The organism is Lactobacillus sp. ESL0230, assembly GCF_003692805.1.
GTDB lineage: Bacteria > Bacillota > Bacilli > Lactobacillales > Lactobacillaceae > Lactobacillus > Lactobacillus bombicola.
In genome coordinates, this window is record NZ_REHI01000006.1 from 391,331 (window position 1) to 418,326 (window position 26,996).

At 35.1% G+C, this 26,996-nt stretch carries 28 protein-coding genes and 1 riboswitch; of the genes, 26 read left to right on the forward strand and 2 right to left on the reverse strand.

The genetic code is table 11. The features are described 5' to 3' along the window. The first annotated feature begins 143 nt into the window (after positions 1-143). The 15 genes from pfkA (at position 144) to F5ESL0230_RS03690 (ending at position 13,907) form a co-directional block, all read left to right on the forward strand. A complete protein-coding gene (pfkA, locus tag F5ESL0230_RS03620) occupies positions 144-1,103 on the forward strand; it encodes a 6-phosphofructokinase (RefSeq protein ID WP_090091861.1) in 960 nt (319 codons plus the stop codon). Positions 1,104-1,127: 24 nt separating this feature from the next. Then, positions 1,128-2,897, forward strand: coding sequence for a pyruvate kinase (pyk, locus tag F5ESL0230_RS03625; protein ID WP_122021622.1), 1,770 nt, complete (start codon positions 1,128-1,130; stop codon positions 2,895-2,897). Between the two features lie 158 nt (positions 2,898-3,055). Continuing rightward, a complete protein-coding gene (locus F5ESL0230_RS03630) occupies positions 3,056-3,943 on the forward strand; it encodes a S1 RNA-binding domain-containing protein (protein WP_122021623.1) in 888 nt (295 codons plus the stop codon). After that, positions 3,936-4,835 (forward strand): site-specific tyrosine recombinase XerD, encoded by a 900-nt coding sequence (xerD, locus tag F5ESL0230_RS03635; RefSeq protein ID WP_122021624.1) that lies wholly within the window; start codon positions 3,936-3,938, stop codon positions 4,833-4,835. Before F5ESL0230_RS03630 ends, xerD begins: the two co-directional genes overlap by 8 nt. 8 nt (positions 4,836-4,843) lie before the next feature. Continuing rightward, the gene (locus tag F5ESL0230_RS03640; protein WP_122021625.1) at positions 4,844-5,200 is read left to right on the forward strand and encodes a reductase; all 357 of its coding nucleotides are present in this window, start codon (positions 4,844-4,846) and stop codon (positions 5,198-5,200) included. After that, positions 5,197-5,934, forward strand: coding sequence for a ScpA family protein (locus F5ESL0230_RS03645; protein ID WP_199688762.1), 738 nt, complete (start codon positions 5,197-5,199; stop codon positions 5,932-5,934). The genes F5ESL0230_RS03640 and F5ESL0230_RS03645 overlap by 4 nt, the downstream gene beginning before the upstream one ends. Continuing rightward, a complete protein-coding gene (gene scpB, locus F5ESL0230_RS03650; RefSeq protein ID WP_122021627.1) occupies positions 5,924-6,529 on the forward strand; it encodes an SMC-Scp complex subunit ScpB in 606 nt (201 codons plus the stop codon). The genes F5ESL0230_RS03645 and scpB overlap by 11 nt, the downstream gene beginning before the upstream one ends. A 2-nt stretch (positions 6,530-6,531) precedes the next feature. Further along, positions 6,532-7,251 (forward strand): pseudouridine synthase, encoded by a 720-nt coding sequence (locus tag F5ESL0230_RS03655; RefSeq protein WP_122021628.1) that lies wholly within the window; start codon positions 6,532-6,534, stop codon positions 7,249-7,251. Between the two features lie 28 nt (positions 7,252-7,279). Next, positions 7,280-7,394: riboswitch (FMN riboswitch) on the forward strand. 19 nt (positions 7,395-7,413) lie between these two features. Beyond that, positions 7,414-8,163 (forward strand): ECF transporter S component, encoded by a 750-nt coding sequence (locus F5ESL0230_RS03660; protein ID WP_122021629.1) that lies wholly within the window; start codon positions 7,414-7,416, stop codon positions 8,161-8,163. Positions 8,164-8,267: 104 nt separating this feature from the next. After that, positions 8,268-8,717, forward strand: a complete 450-nt coding sequence (locus F5ESL0230_RS03665; RefSeq protein WP_122021630.1) for a LysM domain-containing protein — start codon at positions 8,268-8,270, stop codon at positions 8,715-8,717. A 41-nt stretch (positions 8,718-8,758) separates the two neighbouring features. Continuing rightward, positions 8,759-9,445 (forward strand): (d)CMP kinase, encoded by a 687-nt coding sequence (gene cmk, locus F5ESL0230_RS03670; protein WP_122021631.1) that lies wholly within the window; start codon positions 8,759-8,761, stop codon positions 9,443-9,445. A gap of 60 nt (positions 9,446-9,505) precedes the next feature. Next, the gene (gene rpsA, locus F5ESL0230_RS03675; RefSeq protein WP_090091879.1) at positions 9,506-10,711 is read left to right on the forward strand and encodes a 30S ribosomal protein S1; all 1,206 of its coding nucleotides are present in this window, start codon (positions 9,506-9,508) and stop codon (positions 10,709-10,711) included. Positions 10,712-10,775: 64 nt separating this feature from the next. Continuing rightward, on the forward strand, positions 10,776-12,086 hold the full coding sequence (der, locus tag F5ESL0230_RS03680) for a ribosome biogenesis GTPase Der (protein ID WP_090091880.1): 1,311 nt from the start codon (positions 10,776-10,778) through the stop codon (positions 12,084-12,086). 182 nt (positions 12,087-12,268) lie between these two features. Next, the gene (locus F5ESL0230_RS03685) at positions 12,269-12,544 is read left to right on the forward strand and encodes an HU family DNA-binding protein (RefSeq protein WP_090091881.1); all 276 of its coding nucleotides are present in this window, start codon (positions 12,269-12,271) and stop codon (positions 12,542-12,544) included. Positions 12,545-12,656: 112 nt separating this feature from the next. Then, on the forward strand, positions 12,657-13,907 hold the full coding sequence (locus tag F5ESL0230_RS03690) for a peptide-binding protein (protein WP_122021632.1): 1,251 nt from the start codon (positions 12,657-12,659) through the stop codon (positions 13,905-13,907). Positions 13,908-13,954: 47 nt separating this feature from the next. Here the strand turns inward: F5ESL0230_RS03690 and F5ESL0230_RS03695 are convergent, their stop codons facing one another. Further along, complete coding sequence (locus F5ESL0230_RS03695) at positions 13,955-14,842, reverse strand: YitT family protein (protein ID WP_122021633.1); 888 nt, start codon at positions 14,840-14,842, stop codon at positions 13,955-13,957. Positions 14,843-14,944: 102 nt separating this feature from the next. Between F5ESL0230_RS03695 and F5ESL0230_RS03700 the strand changes: the two genes are divergently transcribed. Continuing rightward, positions 14,945-16,138, forward strand: coding sequence for a CCA tRNA nucleotidyltransferase (locus F5ESL0230_RS03700; protein ID WP_122021634.1), 1,194 nt, complete (start codon positions 14,945-14,947; stop codon positions 16,136-16,138). On the opposite strand, the gene F5ESL0230_RS03705 is transcribed toward F5ESL0230_RS03700, so the two are convergent. Beyond that, positions 16,124-16,789: a hemolysin III family protein gene (locus tag F5ESL0230_RS03705; RefSeq protein ID WP_122021635.1), complete on the reverse strand. Its 666-nt coding sequence runs from the start codon at positions 16,787-16,789 to the stop codon at positions 16,124-16,126. The two genes, F5ESL0230_RS03700 and F5ESL0230_RS03705, sit on opposite strands and share 15 nt — an antisense overlap. Before the next feature lie 119 nt (positions 16,790-16,908). On the opposite strand from F5ESL0230_RS03705, the gene F5ESL0230_RS03710 reads away from it, so the two are divergent. From F5ESL0230_RS03710 to hslU, 10 genes are all read left to right on the forward strand, one after another. Next, positions 16,909-17,769 (forward strand): DegV family protein, encoded by an 861-nt coding sequence (locus F5ESL0230_RS03710; protein WP_090091891.1) that lies wholly within the window; start codon positions 16,909-16,911, stop codon positions 17,767-17,769. Positions 17,770-17,774: 5 nt separating this feature from the next. After that, complete coding sequence (locus F5ESL0230_RS03715; RefSeq protein WP_090091893.1) at positions 17,775-18,005, forward strand: YozE family protein; 231 nt, start codon at positions 17,775-17,777, stop codon at positions 18,003-18,005. Positions 18,006-18,053: 48 nt separating this feature from the next. Next, positions 18,054-18,893 carry a ribosome biogenesis GTPase YlqF gene (ylqF, locus tag F5ESL0230_RS03720; RefSeq protein ID WP_118896463.1) on the forward strand — a complete coding sequence of 280 codons (840 nt, stop codon included), beginning with the start codon at positions 18,054-18,056 and terminating at the stop codon, positions 18,891-18,893. Continuing rightward, positions 18,890-19,645 (forward strand): ribonuclease HII, encoded by a 756-nt coding sequence (locus tag F5ESL0230_RS03725; protein WP_122021636.1) that lies wholly within the window; start codon positions 18,890-18,892, stop codon positions 19,643-19,645. Before ylqF ends, F5ESL0230_RS03725 begins: the two co-directional genes overlap by 4 nt. 52 nt (positions 19,646-19,697) lie before the next feature. Next, positions 19,698-20,534 carry a DNA-processing protein DprA gene (gene dprA, locus F5ESL0230_RS03730; RefSeq protein WP_122021637.1) on the forward strand — a complete coding sequence of 279 codons (837 nt, stop codon included), beginning with the start codon at positions 19,698-19,700 and terminating at the stop codon, positions 20,532-20,534. Positions 20,535-20,611: 77 nt separating this feature from the next. Beyond that, positions 20,612-22,720 carry a type I DNA topoisomerase gene (topA, locus tag F5ESL0230_RS03735; protein WP_122021638.1) on the forward strand — a complete coding sequence of 703 codons (2,109 nt, stop codon included), beginning with the start codon at positions 20,612-20,614 and terminating at the stop codon, positions 22,718-22,720. An 87-nt stretch (positions 22,721-22,807) separates the two neighbouring features. Continuing rightward, positions 22,808-24,124, forward strand: a complete 1,317-nt coding sequence (trmFO, locus tag F5ESL0230_RS03740; RefSeq protein ID WP_090091901.1) for a methylenetetrahydrofolate--tRNA-(uracil(54)-C(5))-methyltransferase (FADH(2)-oxidizing) TrmFO — start codon at positions 22,808-22,810, stop codon at positions 24,122-24,124. 1 nt (position 24,125) lies between these two features. Continuing rightward, entirely contained in the window at positions 24,126-25,052 is a 927-nt protein-coding gene (gene xerA / locus F5ESL0230_RS03745; RefSeq protein ID WP_122021639.1) for a site-specific tyrosine recombinase/integron integrase, read from the forward strand. Beyond that, a complete protein-coding gene (gene hslV / locus F5ESL0230_RS03750; protein ID WP_122021640.1) occupies positions 25,052-25,576 on the forward strand; it encodes an HslVU peptidase proteolytic subunit in 525 nt (174 codons plus the stop codon). The genes xerA and hslV overlap by 1 nt, the downstream gene beginning before the upstream one ends. Positions 25,577-25,591: 15 nt before the next feature. Further along, a complete protein-coding gene (hslU, locus tag F5ESL0230_RS03755; RefSeq protein ID WP_122021641.1) occupies positions 25,592-26,992 on the forward strand; it encodes an ATP-dependent protease ATPase subunit HslU in 1,401 nt (466 codons plus the stop codon). The last annotated feature ends 4 nt before the right edge of the window (positions 26,993-26,996 follow it).

The following is a 26,996-nucleotide window of genomic DNA, read 5'->3' on the forward strand; positions in this document are numbered from 1 at the left end:
AACTTATTAACTGTTAACGCTAACACATTAAAAGTTAGCTAAAACGGGATAATATATAATTTTTTTGAGATTTTTTTATAAATTAATGTTAGAATTTAACTGATGTGAGAAATTACACAATAAAATCTTGATGAGGTGAATTCATGAAACGAATTGGTATTTTAACAAGTGGCGGGGATGCTCCCGGTATGAATGCAGCTATTAGAGCTGTTACTAAAACTGCTATTCATCATGGACTTGGTGTTGTTGGTATTCGTTATGGTTTTGCCGGGTTAGTTGCAGGAGATTTTGTTACACTAACTGCTGAAAATGTTGACCACTTGATTAATTTAGGTGGTACATTTCTTTATAGTGCTCGTTATCCAGAATTTGCACAAAAAGATGTGCAAGAAAAAGGTGTGGAGCAATTAAAGAAGCACGATATTGATACTGTTATCGTAATTGGCGGTGATGGATCTTATCATGGTGCACTTGCTTTAACTCGCTTGGGCATTAATTCAATTGGCTTGCCAGGTACTATTGACAATGATATTCCATATACTGAATATACAATTGGATTAGATACTGCATGCCAAACAGCCATGCAAGCTATTGATAAAATTCGTGATACGGCAAGTAGCCATCATCGCGTGTTCATTGTTAATGTGATGGGCCGCAATTGTGGTGATATTGCCATGCGGGTAGGTTTAGCAAGTGGTGCTGATGCAATTGTTGTTCCTGAGCAATCATATGATATTAAAGAAATTGCTGAAACGTTGAAACGCGGCTTTGCAGATGGCAAGGATAATGGTATTATCGTATTGGCTGAAGGTGTGATGACTGCCGATGACTTTAGAAACGAGCTTTTAAAGTATGGTGATTTTGATGCCCGAGCTAATATCTTAGGTCATATGCAACGTGGTGGTTCACCATCTGTTTTGGATAGAATCAATGCTACAAAGATGGGAAATTATGCGGTTAAGTTACTTCTTGATGGTAAAGGCGGTTTAGCTGTCGGTATGGAGAATGGAAAGCTTGAAACTCATGATATCCTTGATTTATTTGATGGAAAACATGACAGTGATGAAACATTAATAGATATTAATAAAGAAATGACTAAATAGTCAATTTGAGGAGATTTTTAGATAATGAAGAAAACTAAAATTGTTAGTACGTTAGGACCAGCTTCCAATGATGTTGCAACTATTACAGCTTTAGCTAAGGCTGGTGCAAATGTATTTCGTTTTAACTTCTCACATGGGGACCATGCTGAACACCTTTCACGGATGAATATGGTTCGCCAAGTTGAAAAGGAAACTGGTTTAGTTCTAGGTATTGCATTAGATACTAAAGGGGCTGAAATTAGAACTACTGACCAAGAAGGTGGCAAGTTTACTATTAATACTGGTGATGAAATTCGTGTTTCAATGGATGATTCACAAGCAGGTAACAAAGATAAAATTCATGTCACTTATGAAGGATTATACGATGACACTCATGTTGGGGGACACGTTTTAATCGATGATGGTTTGGTCGACTTGTTAATCAAGGAAAAAGATGATGCTAACAAAGAATTAGTTTGTGAAGCTCAAAATACTGGTGTCATTGGATCAAAGAAGGGTGTTAATGCACCTGGAGTTGAAATTCGTCTTCCAGGAATTACTGAAAAAGATGCTGATGATATTAAATTTGGTCTTGAACATGGAATTAACTTTATTTTTGCCTCATTTGCCCGTAAGGCACAGGATATTTTAGATATTCGCAAGCTTTGCGAGGATGCTGGTTGTGATTACGTTAAGATTTATCCTAAGATTGAATCACAAGAAGGTATCAATAATGCTGATGAAATTTTACAAGTTTCAGATGGTTTAATGGTTGCTCGTGGTGACATGGGAGTAGAAATTCCATTTATCGATGTCCCATTTGTGCAAAAGGATTTAATCAAGCGTGCTAATGCTCTGGGTAAGCCAGTTATCACAGCCACACAAATGCTTGATTCAATGCAAGAAAATCCACGTCCAACTCGTGCTGAAGTCTCTGATGTTGCTAATGCAGTTTTAGACGGAACAGATGCTACAATGTTATCTGGTGAATCAGCTAATGGTCTTTACCCAATTAATGCTGTTAAAGCGATGGCCGAGATCGATGAAAGAACTGAAGATGAATTGCTTAAGCGTAATACTTTGGCTTTGCAAAGATTTGAAGAGTACAAGGGTTCTAATGTTACTGAAGCAATTGGTGAATCAGTAGTTCGGACAGCTCAAGAATTAGGAGTTAAAACAATTATTACTGCTACTAATTCTGGTTATACTGCAAGAATGATTTCTAAGTATCGTCCAAATGCAAATATTTTGGCTTTGACTTTTGATGAAAAGATTCAACGTTCATTGGGAATTACTTGGGGTGTACAAGCACTACTTACTGACAAGCCTTCATCAACTGATGATATGTTTGAAGTAGCTGCTAAGGTTGCTAAGGAACAAGGTTATGTTAAAGATGGTGATTTAGTAATTATCGTTGCTGGTGTACCGGTTGGTGATTCAGGTACAACTAACTTAATGAAGTTGCAAATTATCGGTAGCAAACTAGCTCAAGGATTGGGTGTTGGTAACGGTTCCGTTGTAGGAAAAACATTAGTAGTTAACAGTGCCGAAGAAGCGAATAGCCAAATTAAAGAAGGCGATATTCTTGTTGCTAAGACCACTGATCCTGATTACTTGCCTGCAATTAAAAAAGCTTCTGGTTTAGTAGTTGAAGCTTCGGGATTGACTTCTCATGCAGCAATTGTAGGATTATCGCTTGGAATTCCTGTTGTAGTTGGGGTAACTGAAGCAACTGAAAGAATTGCAAGTAATATAACTATTACTGTTGATGCACGTCGTGGTGCCATTTATCAAGGTGAAATTGCTAACCTTTAATTAGCAGTAATAAATAATTAAAATAGTCAGCCGATTGGCTGGCTATTTTAATTTTAATCAAGTATTCGCCCTTAATTAATATTGACTTATATCACTTTACTATTCTAAAATGTTATACTTAATGAAAAGAAATATTATATTTTAGGGGAGTGCAGATAATGCTGGGCACGGTTGCAACAGGTAAGATAATTGACCAAAATGAGAACTCATTTTATGTTCAAGTTGAAGGAATAACTTATGAATTAAAGCAAAAAGAACTTACACAAGACGAAAGACCTAATTTGGGTGATCAAATTCAAGGCTTTTTATATGATGATAAACAACATAATCGCCAAATGACGCAGTTTTTGCCCTTTGTTCAAGCTGATCAATATGGTTGGAGTAAAGTAACTGAGGTGAAATATGATTTGGGGGTTTTTGTTGATATAGGATTACCTGATAAAGATGTAGTGGTATCAGTGGATGACTTGCCCTTTGATAAAAGCCATTGGCCCCATAAAGATGACCAACTTTTGGTTCATTTAGAAACAGATCATAAAGATCGTATTTGGGCCAAATTAGCTGACGAAGATATTTTTAATCAGCTATCGACGCATTTTCCCAATAATATGGAAAATAAAGATATTTTTGGCACCGTTTATTCAAGCCGCGAGGTAGGGGCCTTTGTTATTACTAGCGATTATTATCTTGGCTTTGTTCATTCTTCCCAAATGGGAAGACCATTACGTTTAGGGGAACAGTTCAAGGGTCGCGTAATTGGAGTGAGTCAATACGGCCGTTTAAATTTAAGCAGTTTACCACGAGCCTTTGAAGAAATTGATGAAGATGCTGAGATGATTTTAATGAGTTTGCGCCGAAAAGGTGATTTAACTTTGCCTTTTTACGATAAATCAGATGCTCAAGAAATTAAGAATTATTTTGGTATATCTAAGTCTTCTTTTAAACGGGCAGTAGGTCATTTGCTTAAAGCAAAATATATTACAGAAGATAAGGTAGCTGGAACAATCACGTTAATTAAAGATCCTAAAGCAATTGAAAATGAATAATTTACAGGAAAATGTTGATGATTATTTGCGACATTGTCAAATTGAACGGGGCTTAAGTAATAATACTTGTATTGCTTATCGGCAGGATTTAACTGATTTTTTAATATTTCTAAAAAAAGAGAAGATGACTTCTTGGCCAACTAGTGCAATTGATATTGATGCATTTTTGGCTGAATTACGGGATGAAAATAAAGCAACCAGTTCGATTAGTCGTATGATATCTAGTTTGCGCAAATTTTATCAATGGCTTGTACGCCAGCATATTCAAAAGTTAAATCCGATGCAAGAAATTGATTCACCTAAAAAGCAACACTTATTACCAGTCGCTTTAAGTGTCAAAGAGGTAACTACCCTTTTAGAACAACCAGATATAAATAAAAAATTGGGCATACGTGACCGTGCTTTATTAGAAACGCTATATGCAACTGGTATTAGGGTTAGTGAATTGATTAATTTAAAATTTACCGACTTACATGCTGATTTAGGATTGTTAAAGGTATTTGGAAAGGGATCAAAGGAACGTTTAATTCCAATCAGTGAGGTGGCTATCTCCTGGATTGAAAAATACCAAAAAGAGGTGCGTGATGGACTGCTTTTGCGTGTTGGCAAATATAATGATTACATTTTTCTTAATAACCGTGGTGGATCGTTAACTAGACAGGCTGTCTGGCAAATAATAAAGCATTATTGTCAAACAGCCCAAATTCCAAAAAATGTAACACCGCATACTTTGCGCCATACTTTTGCTACTCATTTGTTAGAAAATGGGGCCGATTTGCGTGTGGTTCAAGAAATATTAGGACACACTGACATTAGTACTACACAAATTTATACTAATTTGTCACAAAAGCACATTTTAGAAGTATATTCAAAGACGCATCCGCGAATTTAGGTAATTATATGCTAATTGAATGTAAGAATGACAATGAAAAAATTGCTATGGGACTTTTGTCTTATTTAGATGATTTTAAAAATATTAATGTTTTAAAAGAAGAAATTGAACTAAATAAAAATAGTAGCGAGTTTCAGCTTTATTTGTATCGTGAGTTAAATTCAAATTTTATTGGTGTAATCGGCATTCAAAATTATAAAGATTTTATTGTCATTCGGTATCTTTCATTGTCTCCCAACTACCGCCAACTTAGGTATAAAGGTAAAATTATACATGAACTGGCATGCAATAATCCTGATAAACGGATTACGGCACTGCCTGAATTTACTAAATTAGTTGAATATTTTAAAAATAAGGAATTATGAGTAATAATCTAACTTTAGAATTACCAAATTTTGAAGGTCCACTTGACCTACTGTTACATTTGATTAAATCACAAAAAATCGATATTTATGATATTCCGATTGCTCAAATTACTAGCCAATATTTGGCATATCTCCATGAAATGCAACGACTAAATTTGAAAATTGCTGGTGAATATTTTGTGATGTCTTCTATATTATTGCGGATAAAATCACAATCACTTTTGCCACAAAATGATTTTGTCAATGAAGATGAACCAGAAGAAGACCCTAGAGAAGAATTAGTTCAGCAATTAGTTCAATACTCTGTTTTTAAAAAAATTTCGGCATACTTTAAAGAACGTAATGAAAAAGTACCAATTACAGCATCTAAAGAAGAGAGTGTGCCCCAAACTAAAGAAATTCAACCTCTGCCTTTAGGACAAATAACTTCATCTGACTTAGCTAATACTTTTATTGTAGTTTTACAACGTTTAAAATTACGCCAGCCTAATCTTGCTTCAGTCAAAGTAAATGAAAAATCTATAACGCAAATGATTGATTTTTTGCGAGAAAAACTCGCTGAGAATAAAGTTATTAGTTTTTTTTCTTGTACAGATCAGTTACAAAATCTATCTGATTTTATTGGTTTATTTTTGGCATTACTTGAACTTTGCAAGAAGAAGGAGATTAAGGTTAAACAAGCTTGTACTTTTGGTGATTTAAAATTAGAAAGAATTGATAATAATGGTAAGTAAAATAGCTCAACTAGAAGCATTATTGTATCTTGCTGGTGATAACGGGATTGAGAGTGAAAATCTTTGTGAGTTATTACATGTGGAGCAATCTGCCTTACGTGAAATGGCTACCAAATTGACTAGCCAGCTTAAATCAAACGTTGATTCTGGATTACAAGTACTACATGTTAATCATAATTATAAGCTAACTACTAGACCTGAAGTTAGTAAAACTGTTACTAGCTTTTTTCAAAGAGATTTAACTAAAACTTTGAGTCAATCAGCGCTTGAAATATTAGCTATTATTGCATATAGACAGCCTATCACGCGTATTGAAGTTGATCAAATTCGGGGAGTTAATTCATCAGGCGCATTACAAACGTTAATTTGGCGCGGATTAATTAAAGTTCAAGGTAAAAAGGATGTTGCTGGCCACCCCAATTTATATGTTACTAGTGATTATTTTTTGCAATATTTTGGATATCAAAGTTTAACTGATTTACCGTTAATTGAAGATTTTGAAGTTAACGAAATTAATGCTGACGGAGAAATTGACTTATTTACCACTAAAGGACAAGCAGATAAAAATTTGGCGAAATTGCCAAAAGGAGAATAACAATGGTTTTAGAACGTTTACAAAAAGTAATTGCCGAAGCTGGAATTGCCTCGCGCCGCAAAGCCGAAAAAATGATTGAAGAAGGTAGGGTAACAGTTGATGGCGCGATTATTACTCAACTCGGTACCAAAGTAGATACCTTCAGTAATATAACGGTTGACGGTGAACCAATTGAACGTGAGAGTTTGCATACGTATCTTTTTTATAAGCCGCGAGGTGTAGTTTCAACCGTAAGTGATGATAAAGGCAGAAAAACGGTAGCTGATTATTTCGAAGATTTACCGTATCGTTTATACCCCATAGGTAGGCTTGACTATGATACATCTGGGTTATTGTTAATGACAAATGATGGTCAGTTAGCCAATTTACTAATGCACCCACGCAGTGAAGTAGCAAAGGTCTATGTAGCAAAAATTAGTGGCCAGCTACTGCCTGAAGAAATAAGTCTGCTTAAACGGGGAATAATGATTGACCATCAAAAATGTGCTCCAGCAAAAGTTAAAATTATTCGGACGGATAAAAAGAAAAATATGCAAATAGTTCAATTAACGATTCACGAAGGTCATTATCACCAAGTGAAGCGGATGTTTAAAGCTGTTAATCATCAAGTAAGAAAACTTTCACGTGAAAAATATTCCTTTTTAACCTTAGATTCATTAATCTCTGGTAAGTACCGTGAATTAAGTCATGCTGAGGTTGACAGATTAAAGCAGGTAGATTAGTATTATAATTGTAGTTAAATATCGAGTTTGTTGTCTTCATGGCAGGGTGAAAATCCCGACCGGTGGTGAAAGTCCACGACCCACGTAAGTGGTGGAATCGTTTAAGATACCGATAGTTAAAGTCTAGATGAAAGAAGACAGACTAAGCTAAGAGCCAAGATGATGCTTACTTTTAATTGGTCTGTTGCTAGAAGCAACAGACCAATTATTTTTTTGGAGGTAAGTTCATTGAAAACAAAGGATGGAAGTAATTTGGCCAATATTATTGCTTATGCATTGATTGGTACAATTGCATTTATTTTGATGTTTATTGCATTTCCACTACCAGTAGCAAGTTTTTTAAAGTTTGACTTTTCAGATGTAATTGTTACTATTGGGATGTTCTTATTTGGTTCTGGTCCAGGAATATTTATTGCTTTTATTAGAATGTTTATTTCTTTAATTTATAAAGGTTTTTCCTTGCCAAGTATAGTAGGTCAATTAGCAGCTTTTGTGGCAACAATTTCATTTGCATTACCTTTTTATTTTTTCACTAAAAAAATTGATGTTCATGAAAAAAGTATGGTAAAAAGACATCTGCAGCCAATTTTAGGAGTTATTTTAGGAATTGTTGCAATGACTTTGGTTTTGTCTGTACTCAATGCATTAGTTTTGACCCCTGTTTATGCTGTAACAACTGTGCCCAATTTACCAAAAATTGATGGTTATTCAGGTTTATTAAGTTTTACAGAAAAAGTTTACTTAGGGCAATTGCTTCATATTCCGTCAATGAGTAGCTATATTGCAGAAATTATTGTTCCCTTCAATTTAATTAAGGGTGCCATTAACGGCACAGTAGTTTATTTACTTTTTGAAACAGTTTTGGGTAGTTTAAAGCCGTTTGTACAGCGCTATTTTAATTTGAAAAATTAATTTTTTACTAGATTTTAATCGACCACATATGAGGTCGATTTTTTTATCCAAAATAATAATTAAATATGCTAAAATAAAACAAGCTAAGTGAAGGAGGTTTTTAGATGAGCCATAAACCCAAGGGACCGTATTTACATTACGAGCGTCCGAATGAATCTAGAACAGTGATCCATAAAGCAACATCAAGAGGGTGGATTGTGTGGATGGTTATTCTGATTCTTAGTATTATTGCACTTGTACCGGTTGTTCATCACTTAGCTACAAATGGGCCAATTAATGAACGAGTAGTTGAATTAAAAAAATCGGTAAAAAAGCATGACAAGCTAAAAAAATCGGTTGTACCTCAAAACCGGCTTCAGCCAAAAGCTGAACAAAAGAAAAAAAGGCAACCCCCAAAAGTGCAAACTAAGCCTACACAGTATGTAGCAAAAAGTGGAGATTCATTATCAAGTATTGCCGAAAAATTTAATTTAAGTATTGAAGAGCTCGCAAGTCTAAATCAGCTTAATGTAGATAGCCAAGTTAAAGTTAATCAAATACTTAAAGTGAAATAAATATAGAAAGGATAGGGACTGAATGTCCCTTTTTTATTGGAATGCAAGTAGCAATTGATGGTCCAGCTTCAGCTGGAAAAAGTACAGTGGCAAAACTTATCGCACAAAAATTAAATTTTATTTATATTGATACTGGAGCAATGTATCGTGCATGTACGATAATTGCCCAGAAGCATGGTATAGATTATAGTAATGAAGCAGAAATTTTAAAAGCAGTTGAAGCAGAAGGAATAGAATTTCAAACTATTAATAATGAGCAAAGAGTTTATGTTGGTAAGCAGGATGTTTCACAAGAAATTAGGACTCCCGAAATTTCAGCTAATGTTTCACAAGTTTCAGCTTTAGCTGGAATTCGTGCAAAAATGGTCGATCTTCAAAGACAAATGGCTGGAAAAATGGACGTGGTAATGGATGGACGTGATATTGGAACTACTGTTTTGCCTAATGCTCAGGTGAAGATATTTTTAATTGCTTCAGCTTATTCTCGTGCCAAAAGGCGAATGTTAGATTTTAAAGAACGTGGTATCAAAAATTCCCAAACAATTGAAGAAATTGAAGCAGATATTACCGCTCGTGATTATAAAGATTCTCACCGCAAAATCTCTCCTTTAAGAAAAGCTGCCAGTGCAATTGAAATTGATACAACAAATATGACAATTGCCCAAGTAGTTGATGCAATTTTGACAGAAATTAAAAAAAGTCAAAAAAAACTAGAAAAAAGGGGATAAAACAGTAGAAAAATATCTAACTTTCATTTAAAATTAGGTTATGATATCGGGAGGTAAATAATGTCAGAAAATAGTAATCAATTTTTAGATGCATTAAAGCAAATGCAAGGGGTTGAGGTCGGAGATATTGTAGATGTTGAAGTGTTGGATGTTGAAGAAGGCCAAATCGATGTCGGTGTTGTAAATGCCGGTGTTGAAGGTGTAATTCCTCGTCGTGAATACACTTCAGATCGCAACGTCGATCTACGTGATGCTGTTAAGCCAGGTGATAACTTTAAGGCTTTAGTTTTAAGAAAAGCTGGTGGCGATAAAGAAAACGGTGAATTTTTCTTCTCAGTTACTCGCTTAAAGGAAAGAGAAGCATACGAAGAACTAAGAAAAGATTTTGAAGCAGGCAATCCAATTGAGGGTACTGTAACTTCTTCAGTTCGTGGAGGTTTACTAGTTGACGTTGGTACTAGAGGATTTTTACCAGCTTCACTTATCTCAAATCGTTACGTTTCGGATCTTAAGCCATATATTGGTAAAACAATGAAACTTAAGATTACAGAGATTGACCCAAGTAAGAATCGTCTGATTCTTTCACACAAAGATTTAATTGAAGAAGAGCGTGAAGAAGCTTTTGACAGTGTTGCATCACAATTAGTTGTGGGAGACATCGTTGAAGGTAAGGTATCTCGTTTGACTAACTTTGGTGCTTTTGTTGATGTTGGTGGAGTTGACGGATTAGTTCATATTTCCGAAATATCATACAAGCATGTAGATAAACCAAGTGATGTTTTAAAATCTGGTCAAGAGGTTAAAGTTAAAGTAATTGGTATTGATGATGACAGACATCGCATCTCCCTTTCAATTAAGCAAACTGAACCATCCCCATTTGAACAAGCCACAGCAGAACTTCATGAAGGTGATATTTTTGAAGGTGAAGTTAAGTCTTTAACTAATTTTGGTGCTTTTGTTGAAGTAGCTGATGGAATTCAAGGTTTGGTTCATGTTTCTGAAATATCATATAAGCATGTAGATAAACCAAGTGATGTTTTAAAAGTCGGCGAAACAGTTAAAGTTAAAGTACTTAACATTGACCCTAATGATCGTCGAATTTCACTTTCAATGAAAGCTACTGAAGCTAAGAGTTCAGATAGTGAAAGTACACGTTCACACAATTCTTACAATAGAAGTGCAGTTAATAAAAAGTATATGAATAGCGATGACAGTGGCTTTGCTTTAGGTGACATTATAGGTGACCAATTAAAAGATCGTCGTTAGTTTTAATAAAAAATGCCGACTTAACTTAAAGTCGGCATTTTTATTTTTAAGGGAGGCTGGAAATATGGTTTTACCTGTAGTTGCAATTGTAGGACAACCCAATGTTGGTAAATCTACTCTTTTCAACCGGATAATCAATGAGCGTTTAGCAATCGTTGAAGATAAGCCTGGTGTTACTCGTGATCGTAATTATGCTCAAGCTGAGTGGATGGGGCATAAATTTGATTTGATTGATACAGGTGGAATAACCTGGGAAAATAGTCGAATTGAAGATGAAATAAGAGCGCAAGCAGAGATTGCAATTGAAGAAGCGGATGTTATTGTCATTCTGACAAGTGTTACTAATCATTTAACTGACTTAGATGAACGGATTGCACAGATGCTTTATCAAACTAAAAAGCCAATTGTTCTTGCTGTAAATAAGGCCGATAATCCTGAACAAAGAATGGATATTTATGATTTTTATAGTTTAGGATTAGGAACACCAATTCCAATTTCAAGTGTTCATGGGACTGGAATTGGAGATTTACTTGATTGTATAGTGAGTGAACTACCTAAAGACCTAGACCAACAAAATGATGATCAAATACGTTTTAGCGTGATTGGTCGTCCCAATGTTGGTAAGTCGTCAATTGTTAATAAACTAGTTGGTGAAAAGCGGGTAATTGTTAATAATGAAGAAGGCACAACACGAGATGCTGTAGATACTCCATTTATTGATGAAGAAGGCACTAAGTTTCGAATTGTCGATACAGCTGGAATTAGGCGTCGTGGTAAAGTTTACGAAAAAACTGAAAAATATTCTGTCATGCGAGCAATGAGTGCAATTGAACATTCTGACGTAGTTTGTCTTGTATTAGATGCAAGTACTGGTATTCGTGAGCAAGATAAGCATGTTGCAGGTTATGCTCATGAAGCTGGTTGCGGTATCATTATTGTAGTCAATAAATGGGACTTGCCCAAAAAAACTAGTAATAGTGGTAAAGAATTTGAACAAGTAATCAGAGAGGAATTTCAGTACTTAGATTATGCGCCAATTTTATTTGTTTCGGCCAAAACTGGACAAAATCTTGATCAAATAGCAAAACTAGTTAAATTGGTGCATCAAAATCAAACTCAACGTATCCAATCAAGTATTTTAAATGATTTATTACTTGACGCAAGTAAATTAGCCCCTGCACCAATGATAAAGGGTAAGCGACTTAGATTATATTATATGACTCAGGTTGCTACAGCACCACCTACATTTGTGGTATTTGTGAATGATCCAGAATTAATGCACTTTTCATATCAACGCTTTTTAATCAATCAGTTGCGTAATAATTTCAATCTTTCTGGAACTCCAGTTAAGATTATTGCACGTAAAAGAAAATAGTTTGTATTTAGCAAATAATAAAAAACACAAATTTTGATTAAATTGCTTGTTGTACTAAGGGTTTTGTGCTATTTTAAGAACAGAGAAATGATGATTTAAATAATCATTTATTCCTTATTCTTTTTTGAAGGATAAGTTGAGAATCTCTAGATGGAGATTTTATTTTGGGAGGTGAATTCCAGATGGCAAATAAAGCTGATATAGTTAATGAGGTAGCATCAAAAACCGATTTAACTAAAAAGCAAATTGCTGCAGCTATTGATGCAATTTTTAGCTCAATTCAAGATGATCTTGCTAAAAATGAAAAAGTTCAATTAATTGGTTTTGGTACTTTTGAAGTGCGTCAACGTGCAGCTCGTAAAGGTCGTAATCCACAAACTGGTGATGAAATCGAGATACCAGCAAGTGTTGTTCCTGCTTTTAGACCAGGTAAGGCTCTTAAAGAGGCAGTTAAATAGTTTTTAATAAAAAGATGATGGCATTTTTGGCCATCATTTTTTTTACTTAAAAAAATTTATAAAAGAGCTATAATAGACACCTGGATGTAATCTGATTAAGTGGAGGAATAATATGAGCTATTCAGAACAATTACTTGATTCAATTGAAGAACAAGATTTTTCTCAAGCAAATATTTTATTAAAGAAAGCATTAGAGAGCGACCAACCAGAAATTTTAGCATCATTAGCTGAAAGTTTAACTAATATTGGTTTTACTGATTTAGCTAAACAAGTCTATCGTAGTCTTATCGCTCAATTTCCCAAGGAAGATATTTTTAAAATTTATTTAGCTGAAATTTTATTAAATGATGGCAAAGATGACGATGGCTTATCTTTACTTTACAATATTTCTAATGCATCACCAGCTTATCTTGATAGTCTTTTAGTACAAGCAGATTATTATCAGACCAATGGCTTTTTAGAAACAGCTTATAGTAAATTGAAGGAGGCATCTCAGCTTGCTCCCAATGAAGATGTTATAAAATTTGGCTTAGCTGAGATAGATTATCTTAGTGGTCGATATGAGAATGCACTTGAGTTATATAAGGATTTATTAAAGCGACAAGAAAGTTTTGGTGAAATTAGTTTAAATGACCGACTTTTTCAAACTTTAGCAAAATTAGGTCGGTATGAAGAAGCTAGCCAAGTAATTAAAAGTAATAATAGTTCGTTATTAGACATTGATAGTAAATATCAAGCCGGATTAGTGTTATTAACAGTCAATGAAGATGATTTGGCAATTAAGTATTTGAATGAAGTTATTGGACAGAGTCCAGACTATGCTAATGCTTATCGCTTGTTAGTTACTGCTTATAAACATAAGAATGATAATGAGCAAATTTTATATATGGCCCAAACTGGTATTGAATACAACGAATTTGATCCTGTTTTGTATGTAGAAGGCGCCTTAGCGGCGGTTAAACTTAACAATAATAAAACGGCTGAGGAATTGCTTAAAAAGGGCTTGAAGAATATTCCTGAAAGTGAAGATTTACGCTTGCAGTTATCTAACTTATACCTTCGTGAAGGCAAGGATACAGAAAATCTGCAATTATTCAAAAATGTTGCTGAAGATGAAATTGAGCCGCGAGCACATTGGAATATGGCTATGTCATATCAAAATTTAGAACAAGCCGATAAGGCTAAAAGTGAGTATCTATTGGTTTATCCTGAATTCAAAAATAACGCTGCCTTTTTAAAACAGATGATTCGCTTTTTTAAAACTCAGGCGCACTCAACTGATATTGTGAAGCAGTTACTACAAAGATACTTAAAATTAGAACCTGAAGATTTTGAAATGCAAGAAATGTATGCTGATTTATAATTAAACAAAAAACTGTTGGAAATTCCAACAGTTTTTTTAATTAAAGACTATTTTCGGATAAAAAAGTGCCGTTGTTTTTGCTTATAGGTGAAGCCTTCACCAACAGCTTCATGGACTTTGATTACGCTAACGAATGCCTTAGGATCTTCTGCAGCTATTAAATCTTTAATAGCTGGCAATTCTCTTGGCGACACAACTAAATAAATGACGGGGCGCTTATGCTTACTATAGCCTCCTTGTGCTTCTAAATAAGTAAAGCCGCGGTCCAATTTCAAGTCAATCATTTTAGCAATTTCTTGATATTTATTGGAAATAATTAATAGACCTCTAGCTGATGTTGTTCCTTGCTGAACGGCATCCATTACCCGGGATAAAATAAAAGAAGCAACTAAAGTATACATAATATGTTTAATATCCAAATATGAAAGTGAGGCAAAGAGTACTAGTGCATCACAGATTAGCAAAACCTTACCAGAAGAAATACCATAATTCATTTGTAAAATACGGGCAATAATATCTGTGCCGCCAGAAGTACCGTTGTAGCGAAAAACTAGTCCTAGTCCAATTCCTGACAAAGCACCGGCCATTATTGAAGATAAGAAGAGGTCGTGTTCTAGATTTAATTGCGATATAATAGGTACCAAGCGCCAAAACCATAAGAAGAAGGATAACCAAAGTGTCCCCCAAATTGTATAGGCTAAAAGACGCTTTCCCATGTAACGATAACCTAAAATAATTAAGGGAATATTTAATAAAAGGGATGATAGTCCCATATTAATTCCCCAAAAATGACGTAAAAGTAGTGAGATACCACTTATACCACCGTCAGTTAAATTATTGGGAGCTGAGATCATATCTAGACTAATACCATAAATAGCGCAGCCTAGCATAATCATTAACAATTCTAAAAGATTGTGTTTATTAAATTTTGACATAATATAAATCTTTCTTTTAAGTTCTTAAATATAGCCCCTTAAACATACCAGAAATAAAGTCTTTTGAAAATAAAAATACTAAGTTAAATGAGTTGATTAAGAATGAAAATAGATAAATTACCTTCAATTTTTTTATCGGCACTACCAGTGCTGAAAATATTAGAACAAGCTGGATATGAAGCGTATTTTGTTGGAGGATCAATTCGTGATTTGCTGCTAAAGCGGCCAATACATGATATTGATATCGCAACAAGCGCTTATCCTGAAGAGGTTAAGAAGCTTTTTCCTAAAACAATTGATACCGGAATTAAACATGGTACAGTAACAGTTTTACATAATGGGGAAAGTTATGAGATAACAACCTTTAGGACTGAATCAGGCTATCAAGATTTTCGTCGCCCTGATAAAGTGACGTTTGTACGTAGTTTAGCTGAGGACCTTAAACGACGCGATTTTACTATAAATGCTCTGGCAATGAATACTAGTGGAGATATCATTGATTTATTTGATGGATTAAGTGATTTACATAAGCATTTAATTAAAGCAGTTGGCAATCCGCTAGAACGATTTCATGAAGATGCTTTAAGAATGATGCGTGCGGTTCGATTTATGAGTCAACTAGGTTTCAGATTGGAAAAACAAACAGCAACAGCACTAAAAGAGTTGCATCCGTTGCTAGCCAAAATTTCAGTTGAACGGATTCGAGATGAATTTGTAAAAATGGGATTAGGGAATGATTCTAGAAGGGCTTTTGCAGTATTTTTGAATACCCATCTTAGTGAAGAAGTTCCAAATTTTGCTGGTAAAAAAAACTTGCTAGCGGTTTATCCCAATTTAAAGTTTAATCCCCACTTAGAAACGAGTCTCTGGAGTGTGATTGCTATTTTACTTAAGATTCCTAACCGCCAAATAGCGAACTTTATGCGCAGTTGGAAAAATTCTAATTTAATGACTAATAAGGTAGAAAAAATTATTACCTTATTTGATGTGATTTCTGCTCATGTGCCAACAGATTTTGAATTATTTGAGGCTGGTGAGGAAACTTTAATGAATACAATTGATGTTGCACGTATTTTAGGACAACCAATTAGTTCAGAAATCCTGGTTAACCGATATCGGGCTTTACCAATAAAAAAAGCCGCTGATTTAGCGGTTGATGGTCGTTTTTTGATTAACTTGGGAATTAAACCAGGGCCGGAGTTAGGCAATTTATTGCTAACAATCAAAAAAGCAGTTGTTGCAGGTGAATTAGAAAATAGCCCAGAAGCAATTGCGGCCTTTTTAAACGTAGAATAAAACTGAAAAATACATTAAAGCAGATGCTAAAATAACAAAAAGGTGCCAAATAACGTGTATATAAGGAATGCGTCTCATGGTATAAAAAAATGCTCCGACAGTATATGCTACTCCTCCACTAGCTAGTAACCAAAATCCAGTTGGGCTCAGACGAACATATAGCTGTTGGGCGACTAAAATTACTAACCAGCCCATACCAACATATATTATGGTATCTAAAATACGATGTTTGCCCCGATTGAAAATGTAGTAAAGTATGCCCAAAATTGCTAATAGCCAAACTAAACTAAACAAGAACCAACCCCATCTACCGCCAATGACTACTAATGAATAAGGCGTATAGGTACCAGCAATTAAAAGAAAAATTGAGGAATGATCAAAAATTTGAAATATATTTCGTGCTTTTGTAAATATTAAACTATGAAAAAGGGTTGAAAAAAGGTATAGTAGCAACAAGCAAATTCCATAAACACTGAAGGTAATAATTCTTACTGTACTATGGGTTGAAACAGCTTTAATAATCAATAAAATCAACCCCGCTATAGCGAGACAAAAGCCGATGCCATGCGTAATAGCACTCAGCGTATTGTCAATAATATAGTATCTTTTTGTTCTTTTTTGCGGCTCTTGCCAAAATTCTTTTAATTTCATAATGAATCAAGCCATTCACTTTCTTCTTTTTGTTTATTTTTTTGATATAATACAGATAATTGATATTAATATTCTATCATAAAAATGTGACAGCAATTCAGAATTGAGGGCGAGTAAAGTTGTCAGAAATTAAAATTTTGACAGATTCTTCGGCACAATTGACGCCAGAAGAAATAGAAAAATATAATATTACGGTTGTACCGTTATCGGTAACCGTTGGAGGTAAAACCTATTTAGATGGGGTAGAAATCACCAGACAACAATTTGTTGATGAAATGGTTATTGCAAAAGAATTACCCAAAACAAGTCAACCACCAATCGGGACTATCATAAAAGCAATTAATGATTTGACAGCAGATGGTAGTGAAGTCATCGGTATATTTTTAGCCAAAGCATTAAGTGGTACGATTGATGCAGCAAGGCAAGCAGCCAATATGGCTGATAAGCCTGATGCTGTTCATATTGTAGATTCAGAATTAACAGATCGAGCTGAGGGACTACAAGTTTTAGCTGCTGCACGTGATGTTGCATCTAACAAAACAGTTAACCAAATTTTAGAGCATATTGAAAACATTAAAAAAACGCAGCGTTTGCGGATGATGATTGTGAACTTAGAAAATGTTATTAAAGGTGGACGTTTAGGCCCCATCTCTGGGAAGATTGCTAATTTACTTAATATTAGAATTGAATTACAGATGCCAGGTGGAGAATTAAAAATTGCTAAAAAGGGCCGTGGTAAAAAGTTCTCGCTTGCCTTTGATCAACGCGTTTTAGCTGATATAGCGGCTAACAAAGATAGTATTAAGGAAGTGGGCATTTCTTATGTTTCAACTGGTGGAGTACCAGAAAAATTACTTGATTTGGCTCAAAAAATAAAAGATATTAATTCAAATATTAATGTATTGGTACGTGAAACTAGTCCTATTATTGCCACCCATGCTGGTATGGATGCGTATGCCATTTTATATTATACGGAGTAAACATATTGTCATATCGAGAGAGCTTTTATCGTTATTTAATGACCCAGTGTAGTGCAGATGCAAAAGATGATGTAGCACAATTTGCAAATAATGCTCAAAATGATCAAACTTTTCCTAAACAAGAGCAAAGTTATGAAGAATTGTCTAATTATTTGGAATTAAATGCAGGTTATTTACCAAATATGAGTATTTTTGATGAAGCATATCAAATGTACCGCGAAAAGATGTCATATTAATTATATATGGTCACATAGACCTTTTAGTGTAAAGAAGGCAAGATAGTAATGGCTAAAATTCAGTGGTATCCAGGTCATATGAATAAAGCTCGTAATCAACTTGAAGATAAGATGAGCTTAATTGATGTATTAGTTGAAGTATTAGATGCACGAATTCCACAATCATCAAGAAATCCAATGATTGAAGACTTGGTTGGAGATAAACCGCATTTAATTATTTTAAATAAAGCAGATTTAGCAGATCCCACAATGACCAAGCTTTGGCAAAAAAAATTAACTGGCAAAGGTAAATTTGTTATGGCAATGGACTCCTTGCATAGTAATAATATGCAAGTTTTAGTTCGTATGATTAAAAATGCCGCCAATGAAAAAATTAAACAGCGTGAAGCCAAAGGGGCTACTAATCCTATAATTAGAATTGCCGTAGCTGGTGTACCTAATTGCGGGAAATCGACAATTATTAATCGTTTAGTTGGACGTAATGTAGCAGTAGTTGGTAATAAGCCAGGCGTTACTAAGGGACAAACTTGGCTAAAAACGCAGTCTAATATTCAGATCCTTGATACACCAGGGATTTTGTGGCCTAAATTTGAAGATCAAGATGTTGGTTATAAGTTAGCTGCATTTGGAGCAATTAAAGATACAATTTTTAGCGCAGATGATGTTGCTTTATTTTTGCTTGCAAGTTTGCGCAAAAATTATTTAGCTGATTTGGTGAGATTTACTCGTTCGACAAAAGATCGAGTAGAGAAGATTAATAATACTGATTTGTTATTAGCACTTACTGAAGAATATGGCATGCGCGATGATTATGACCGTTTCTCTTTGTATTTACTACAACGGCTTCGTAAAGGTAAGGTAGGAAGGATTACGCTTGATCGTCCATGAAGATTACTGAAATAAAACAGTTATTAACTGAAGATAATGTTAGTGAGTCAGATTTAACAATGCTTTCGTTAGATTCAAGAGTTGGCGTCCAAAAATTATTAGCAAGCTATTATAAACGTAAAGCAAAGTTTGCCGAAAAAAAACTTGCCTTTAATAATCGTTTTTTTTATGAAAAAAAATATTGGTCGAAAAAAAAGATTGTAGCTGGAGTAGATGAAGTAGGGCGTGGACCGCTTGCTGGTCCGATAGTTACTGCGGCAGTTATTTTAGACGATAGTTTTGATCTTATTGAAGTCAATGATTCTAAAAAATTAAGTGGAACTAAACGTTTAGAGCTCTATCCATTAATTTTACAAAAGGCAGTTAGTGTAGCTATAGGAATAAAGAGTGCCCAAGTAATCGATCAAATTAACATTTATGAGGCTGATCGTTTAGCAATGGCTGATGCGGTAAAAGGATTGGACTTAAAACCAGATGCATTATTAGTTGATGCGATGAATGTGCCAATTAACTTGCCGCAAGAGCGCTTGATTAGAGGGGATGCTAAATCTAATTCGATTGCAGCAGCTTCGATTATTGCGAAAGTTTTTCGTGATCAGTTAATGGAAGATTATCATGATATTTATCCCGAATATCATTTTAATTGTAATGCTGGTTATGGCACTAAGGATCATATTGCAGCATTACAAAAATATGGTCCGACGCCGATTCACCGTAAAACTTTTGCTCCAGTAAGTGATTTTTATAAGTAAAATAAAAAATCTGCCTCCTTTTCTGCGTATTATACAAATGGGAGGATTTTTTATGAAAATAACAGATTTTCTTTTACGTCTAAAACTACAAAAAAATATTGGTTATGTTAAAATGTTACGAATTGCTAGTCAAATCACTAGCAATGATATCAGTATTCAGACTATTAAGAATATGAATTTGCCTGATAATTTAAATCAGTCATGCTTAGCTGCGTATAATGATACAGGGATAGAAAAAATTATTATTCGTATTAAGAAACAGTGTTACCCCATTAGTTTTTTTGATAATGAATATCCAGACGCCTTGCGTCAAATTTATCGGCCACCTTTAGTTTTATTTACTCAAGGAGATTTGAGTTTATTAAAAAATAAAATAGTAACAATCGTTGGCGCTAGGCAGGCTACTAGTTATAGTCAAGTAGTGTTGGATAAGTTGGTACCTAATTTAATCAAAAATAAGATAGTAATTGCCAGTGGTCTAGCCAAAGGGGTAGACGTCATGGCGCACAAAGCAACCTTAAAAAATAAAGGTAAGACTATTGCTGTAGTGGGGAATGGACTTAATCATTTTTATCCCATGAGTAATTATCAGGTTCAAGAGCAAATTGCTAAATCTGGTCTAATTTTAAGTGAGTACCTACCTGATACTCCACCAAGACCCTTTCGATTTCCAGAGCGTAATCGTATCTTAGCTGGCATTGCACAAAGTGTGATTGTAACTGAAGCTAAGGAAAAGTCTGGCTCATTGATAACAGCTAACTTAGCTTTACAAGAAAATCGTGATATCTTTGCCATCCCGGGGCCAATTACTAGTCTCCTTTCTGCAGGACCTAACAAGTTAATTGCAGCTGGGGCTTGTCCAATTACGGATTTTGAATTTCAACTTTAAAGATTTGACAATTAGCCAATAAATATTCTATTCTCAGTCTAGTACTAAAATTAAGAAAATTAATGAGGAGGCTTTTGATGCCTACTAAGTCAAAGCCAAAAAAGCGTAAAAAAACATTAGTAATAGTTGAATCACCGGCTAAAGCTAAAACAATTGAAAAATATTTAGGACGTAACTATCGTGTGATTGCTTCTAAGGGACACATTCGTGACCTGCCTAAATCACAAATGGGGATTGATTTTGAAAATCACTACGAGCCTAAATATATTTCAATTCGTGGTAAAGGTGACACAATTAAGGAATTGAAGGCAGAAGCCAAAAAGGCTAAAGAAGTATATTTGGCTTCTGACCCCGATCGTGAAGGAGAAGCTATTGCTTGGCATGTGGCCCATGCCTTAAATTTGGATGATACAGATAAGAATAGAGTTACTTTTAATGAGGTTACTAAGGATGCTGTCAAAAACAGTTTCAAGCATCCACGGGCAATTAATATGGATACAGTTAATGCCCAACAAGCTCGCCGAATTTTAGATCGAATAGTCGGTTATTCTTTATCACCTATTTTATGGGATAAAGTAAAAAAAGGTTTGAGTGCTGGGCGTGTTCAATCTGTTGCGCTTAAGCTTGTGATTGATCGTGAAAAAGCAATAAATAATTTTAAGCCTGAAGAATACTGGACAATTGACGCTGAATTTAAGAAAAAAACTAAAATATTTAAAGCCCAGTTTTGGGGAATCAATGGTAAAAAAAAGGACTTACCCAATAATGACGCTGTCAAAAATGTTTTAGCTAAAATTGATAAAAAGCAAGAATTTAATATTAATAATGTTGTTAAACGTGAACGTCGGCGCCAACCAGCTGCTCCGTTTACAACTTCAACAATGCAACAAGAAGCCAATAAGCGGTTAAGTTATCGTACTAGAAGAACTATGAGCATTGCCCAGCAGTTATATGAGGGAATTAGCTTAGGTAAAGAAGGTACGGTCGGCTTAATTACATATATGAGAACAGACTCCAAACGAATATCTCCAATAGCCCAGGCTGAAGCATCTAAATTTTTGAATGAAAAATATGGTGCCCAATATGCAGCTAAAGGGGCGCGGCATTTTAAAAATCAAGAAGATGCCCAAGATGCTCATGAAGCAATTCGGCCAACTAGCGTTTATCGTACACCGGAGTCACTTAAAGCAGTGTTAACTACTGAGCAATATCGTTTATACAAGTTGATTTGGTCACGCTTTTTAGCCAGTGAAATGACACCAGCTGTTTATGACACAGTTAGAGCAGATGCTGAACAAAATGGGGTGATTTTTAGAACTACAGGTTCAAAAATGAAATTTGCTGGCTTTACTAAGGTATATGACAATCAACAAGAAAAAAGTAGTGAATTACCTGAATTGGAAAATGGTGATATTGTTAAATTAGCAAAATCTGATAATAAGCAGCATTTCACTTTACCACCAGCTCGATATACTGAAGCCAGTTTAGTTCATGCTCTAGAAGAAAATGGTGTTGGTCGGCCTTCAACCTATGCTCCGACAATTGATACACTGCAGCGGCGTTATTATGTTAAATTAGAAGCTAAATCTATTGTACCGACAGAATTGGGTGAAATTGTTGACGATTTAATTGAAAAATTTTTCCCAGACATTGTTAATATTGATTTTACAGCTCAATTAGAAAATGACTTAGATAGCATTGAAGCGGGCCAGAAGAATTGGGTAAAGGTGGTAGATGAATATTATCATCCCTTTAAAAAGGAACTAGATAAGGCTGATGCCGACATAAAAAAAGTTCAGATTAAAGATGAACCAGCTGGTTTTAATTGTGATATCTGTGGTGCCCCCATGGTCATTAAAATGGGCCGCTATGGCAAATTTTATGCTTGTTCGCGCTTTCCGGAATGTCGTAATACGAAAGCAATTGTTAAAAAAATAGGTGTTTTGTGTCCCAAATGTGGTAAAGGTGATGTGGTTGAAAAGAAATCCAAACGTAACCGTAAATTTTATGGCTGCTCTCGTTACCCAGAATGTGATTTTGTTTCATGGGATAAGCCGATTAGTCGCCAATGCCCTAATGATGGTCACTTCCTAGTTGAAAAAAGAAGTAAACACAATTTAGTTGTTTTATGCCCTAATGGTGATTACAGCGAAGAACCAAGGGAAGAAGAAAAAGAAAACCAATAAAGTTAAATTTATGTAAATATCATCAAATCAATCTGATTTGATGATATTCTTTTACATAAATAATATTTTTAGTAAAGGAATATTGATATGCCTAAAAAAGTAACTGTAGTAGGTGGTGGCTTAGCTGGAAGTGAAGCTGCTTGGCAATTGGCTAAACGAGGAATTCCAGTTGATCTTTATGAAATGCGACCGCAAAAAATGACATCTGCACATAAAACAGGGCAGTTAGCTGAACTTGTTTGTACCAATTCAATGCGGTCGAATCAACTATCAAATGCGGTAGGATTGATAAAAGAAGAAATGCGTCAGTTAGATTCACTTATTATTGCTGCAGCAGATAAGACACAAGTTCCAGCTGGTGGAGCACTAGCTGTGGATCGGGATGATTTTAGTGACTATGTTACCGCTAAGTTGCACGCAATGCCGAAGATTACTTTTCATGATGAAGAAATAAAAATTTTGCCAACTGAAGGAATAAATGTTATTGCTACAGGTCCTTTAACTAGTGATGCATTAGCTACACAAATTCAAAAATTTTCTGGAACTGAAAGTTTACATTTTTTTGATGCTGCTGCACCAATTATTGCTGCTGATTCAATTGATATGGATATTGTTTATAAGAAGTCACGCTATGATAAGGGTGAGGCGGCATATTTAAATTGTCCAATGACGCAAGAAGAATATGAAAATTTTGCCCGTGAATTGGTGAGTGCAGAAACAGCCCAAGTGCATAGTTTTGAAAAAGAAGATGTATTTGAAGGTTGCATGCCGATTGAAGTTATGGCTGCTCGTGGTGAAAAGACTATGTTATTTGGTCCACTAAAGCCAGTAGGGTTAGAAGATCCACATACTGGGAAACAGCCGTATGCAGTAGTCCAATTGCGGCAAGATAATGCGGTTGCCTCAATGTATAATATAGTTGGCTTTCAGACTCATTTGAAGTATGGGGCCCAAAAGCGAGTTTTTTCAATGATACCAGGACTAGCCAATGCACGTTTTATTCGTTATGGTAAAATGCATCGTAATACTTATATGGCCTCACCTGAAGTACTAACGGCAAGTTATGAAGCTAAAAAATGTGCTGGCCTCTTTTTTGCTGGTCAAATGACAGGTGTAGAAGGATATGTTGAGAGTGCAGCCAGTGGCTTAGTTGCTGGAATTAATGCAGCCAGAAAAGCGAGCGGACAAGATACAATTATTTTTCCGAAAATTACTGCAATGGGTTCAATGGCTAATTATGTGACTACAGCTAATGTTAAGCACTTTCAACCAATGAATGCTAGTTTTGCTTTGATACCTGGTCTTGAAGGTAAAAAAATTCGTAATAAGCGTGAACGGCATGAAAAAATTAGTGAGCGTAGCTTGGAAACGCTAGCAAAGTTCAAGCAAGAAGTGATAGACTAAAATGGTAGCGGAAGAAAGTAATTTTTTGCAACTTTTTATTTCGTATTTACAAAATGAGCGTCAATATAGCAAGGCAACTATTAGGTCTTATCAAACTGATTTGCTTGAAGCAAAAATGTTTTGGCAAGAAAATGGTGGCTTTACTGGTTGGGAAAAAGTAGTACCCAGGGATGTGGAGATTTTTTTACAAAATTTGGCTCAACGTAAGCTTGCACGTACTACTCAAGCGCGAAAAATGTCAAGTTTACGTTCTTTTTATCATTTTTTGTTTAAACGAAAAATGATTAAAGTTAATCCGACTCAGACTATTGTCTTGAGAGCTAAAGAACGAAAACTACCGCAATTTTTTTATCCACCAGAAATTGATCAAGTTATAACTTCACTAAGTAGTAAAGATCCATTAACAATGCGTAATCTAGCGATGTTTGCATTGTTTTATACAACTGGTATGAGGGTTAGTGAGGTTAGTGGATTAAAAATTAAGGCAATAGATTTTGATTTAAAGATTATCTTAGTCCATGGTAAGGGGAATAAGGATCGTTATGTAGCTTTTGATGATCAAACTAAAGTTGTATTAGTAGATTATTTAGAAAGTGCGCGCAAGCAACTTTTAGCCAATGCAAAAGATACAGATCATGTTTTTTTAAATAGTCGGGGACGATCATTAACCTCGCGTGGCATTGAGTATGTTATGCAAAAAGTGTTTAACAATGCAGGAATTAACGGTAAAGTGCATCCACATGAGTTACGGCACTCCTTTGCGACGGCTATGCTCAATAATGGTGCTGATTTGCGTAGCGTTCAAGAATTACTTGGTCACGTTAATCTTTCAACCACCCAGATATATACGCATGTGACTATGAGCCATCTACAAGCAAATTATAAAAGATTTTTTTCCCGCAATGATAAGAAAGACGAGGCAAAATAATGACAACAATATGTTCAGTAAAATATAATGGTAAGACTGCAATTGCAGGTGATGGACAGGTTACTTTAGGTGAAAAAGTAATTGCTAAGTCAACTGCTAAAAAAATTCGCCGGATATATCATAATCAAGTAGTAATCGGTTTTGCAGGTGGGGTTGCGGATGCTGTTAGTCTGCAAGACATGCTTGAAGGAAAGTTAGAGGCATTTGGTGGAGATTTGCGCCGAGCAGCTGTTGAAATGGCGCAAGCATGGCGTAAAGATGCAACTTTACAGAAATTGGAAGCCATGATTATTGCTTTTAATGATCATGACCTATTGCTTATTTCTGGTAATGGAGAGGTTTTAGAGCCAGATGAGAATGTTGTTGCGATTGGTTCAGGTGGCAATTTTGCTCAAGCGGCGGCAATTGCGATGATTAGGCATTCTTCGAATATGACAGCGAGTGAAATTGCACATGAAGCAGTTGAAATTGCTGCTGGTATTGATATTTTTACCGATGACCAAATTAATACAGATGAACTTTAAAAGCAGGTGAAACTCATGGAAACAAAGACTCCTAAGCAAATTGTTAGTTTGCTAAACGAATATATTATTGGTCAAGATAATGCTAAAAAGGCAGTTGCAGTTGCCCTTTATAATCGTTATCGGCGCATGCAATTATCCAGTAAAATGCAGGCAGCAATAACTCCTAAAAATATGCTGATGGCAGGACCAACGGGTGTGGGTAAGACAGAAATTGCTAGAAGGTTAGCCACAATCGTTAAGGCACCTTTTGTTAAAGTAGAAGCAACTAAATTTACAGAAGTTGGCTATGTCGGTCGTGATGTGGAATCAATGGTACGTGACTTGGTTAATGAAGCAGTTCGTATGGAAGAAAAAGAACAATTTGATCAAGTTCGTTTACAGGCAACTAAAGAAGCTAATAAAGCTTTAGTACGCTTGCTAGTTCCTGGTATTAAACGTGAAAAGCAAAAGAATATGATGGAAGAATGGCAACAGATGATGTCGGCGATGACTTCAGGTACTCAGGCAGACGCTAATTCAAATGAAGAAGAAGTAACTGATGCTATCCGTAATGAGCGTTTGACTGTCGCTGAACAATTAAACAAAGGCTTACTAGAAAATCGAGATGTTACAATTAACGTTGAACAGGCACCTAAAGTTAACCCGATGGGTGATATGATGGGGCAAATGGGTATTGATATGAGTTCAATACTTAATGGGCTAGCACCTAAAAAGAAAATTAAGCGCACCTTACCAGTTCGAGAAGCACGTGAAATTTTAATTCAAGAAGAATCACATAAGATGGTTGACTATGATTCAATTTATCAAAAAGCGATTGAACGGACGGCTAATAATGGCATCATTTTTATTGATGAAATTGATAAAATTGCTGCTGGTAATAAAAAAACTTCTGGGGAAGTATCACGTGAAGGGGTACAGCGCGATATTTTACCAATTGTTGAGGGATCGACCGTGCAGACAAAATACGGTCCAGTTGAAACAGACCATATTTTGTTTATTGCAGCCGGTGCCTTCTCTGAATCTAAACCTAGTGATTTAATTCCTGAATTACAGGGACGTTTTCCAATTAGAGTGGAACTTAATGCGTTGACAAAGAATGATTTTGTGAAAATTTTAAAGGATCCAGCCGATTCTCTGTTAGAACAGTACGTTGCTTTGATGAAAGCAGATGGTGTTAAATTGATTTTTACACAAGAAGCTATAAGTCGAATTGCACAAATTGCTTATGATGTCAATCAGGGAACTGATAATATTGGTGCAAGAAGATTGTCGACTATTTTAGAAAAATTGCTTGAAGATGTGCTTTATGAAGGACCAGATATGGCCATGGGTGAAATAACGATTACTGAAGCATATGTTAATGAAAAACTTAGTGATATAATAACAAATAAAGATTTAACCAAGTTTATTCTTTAATAAA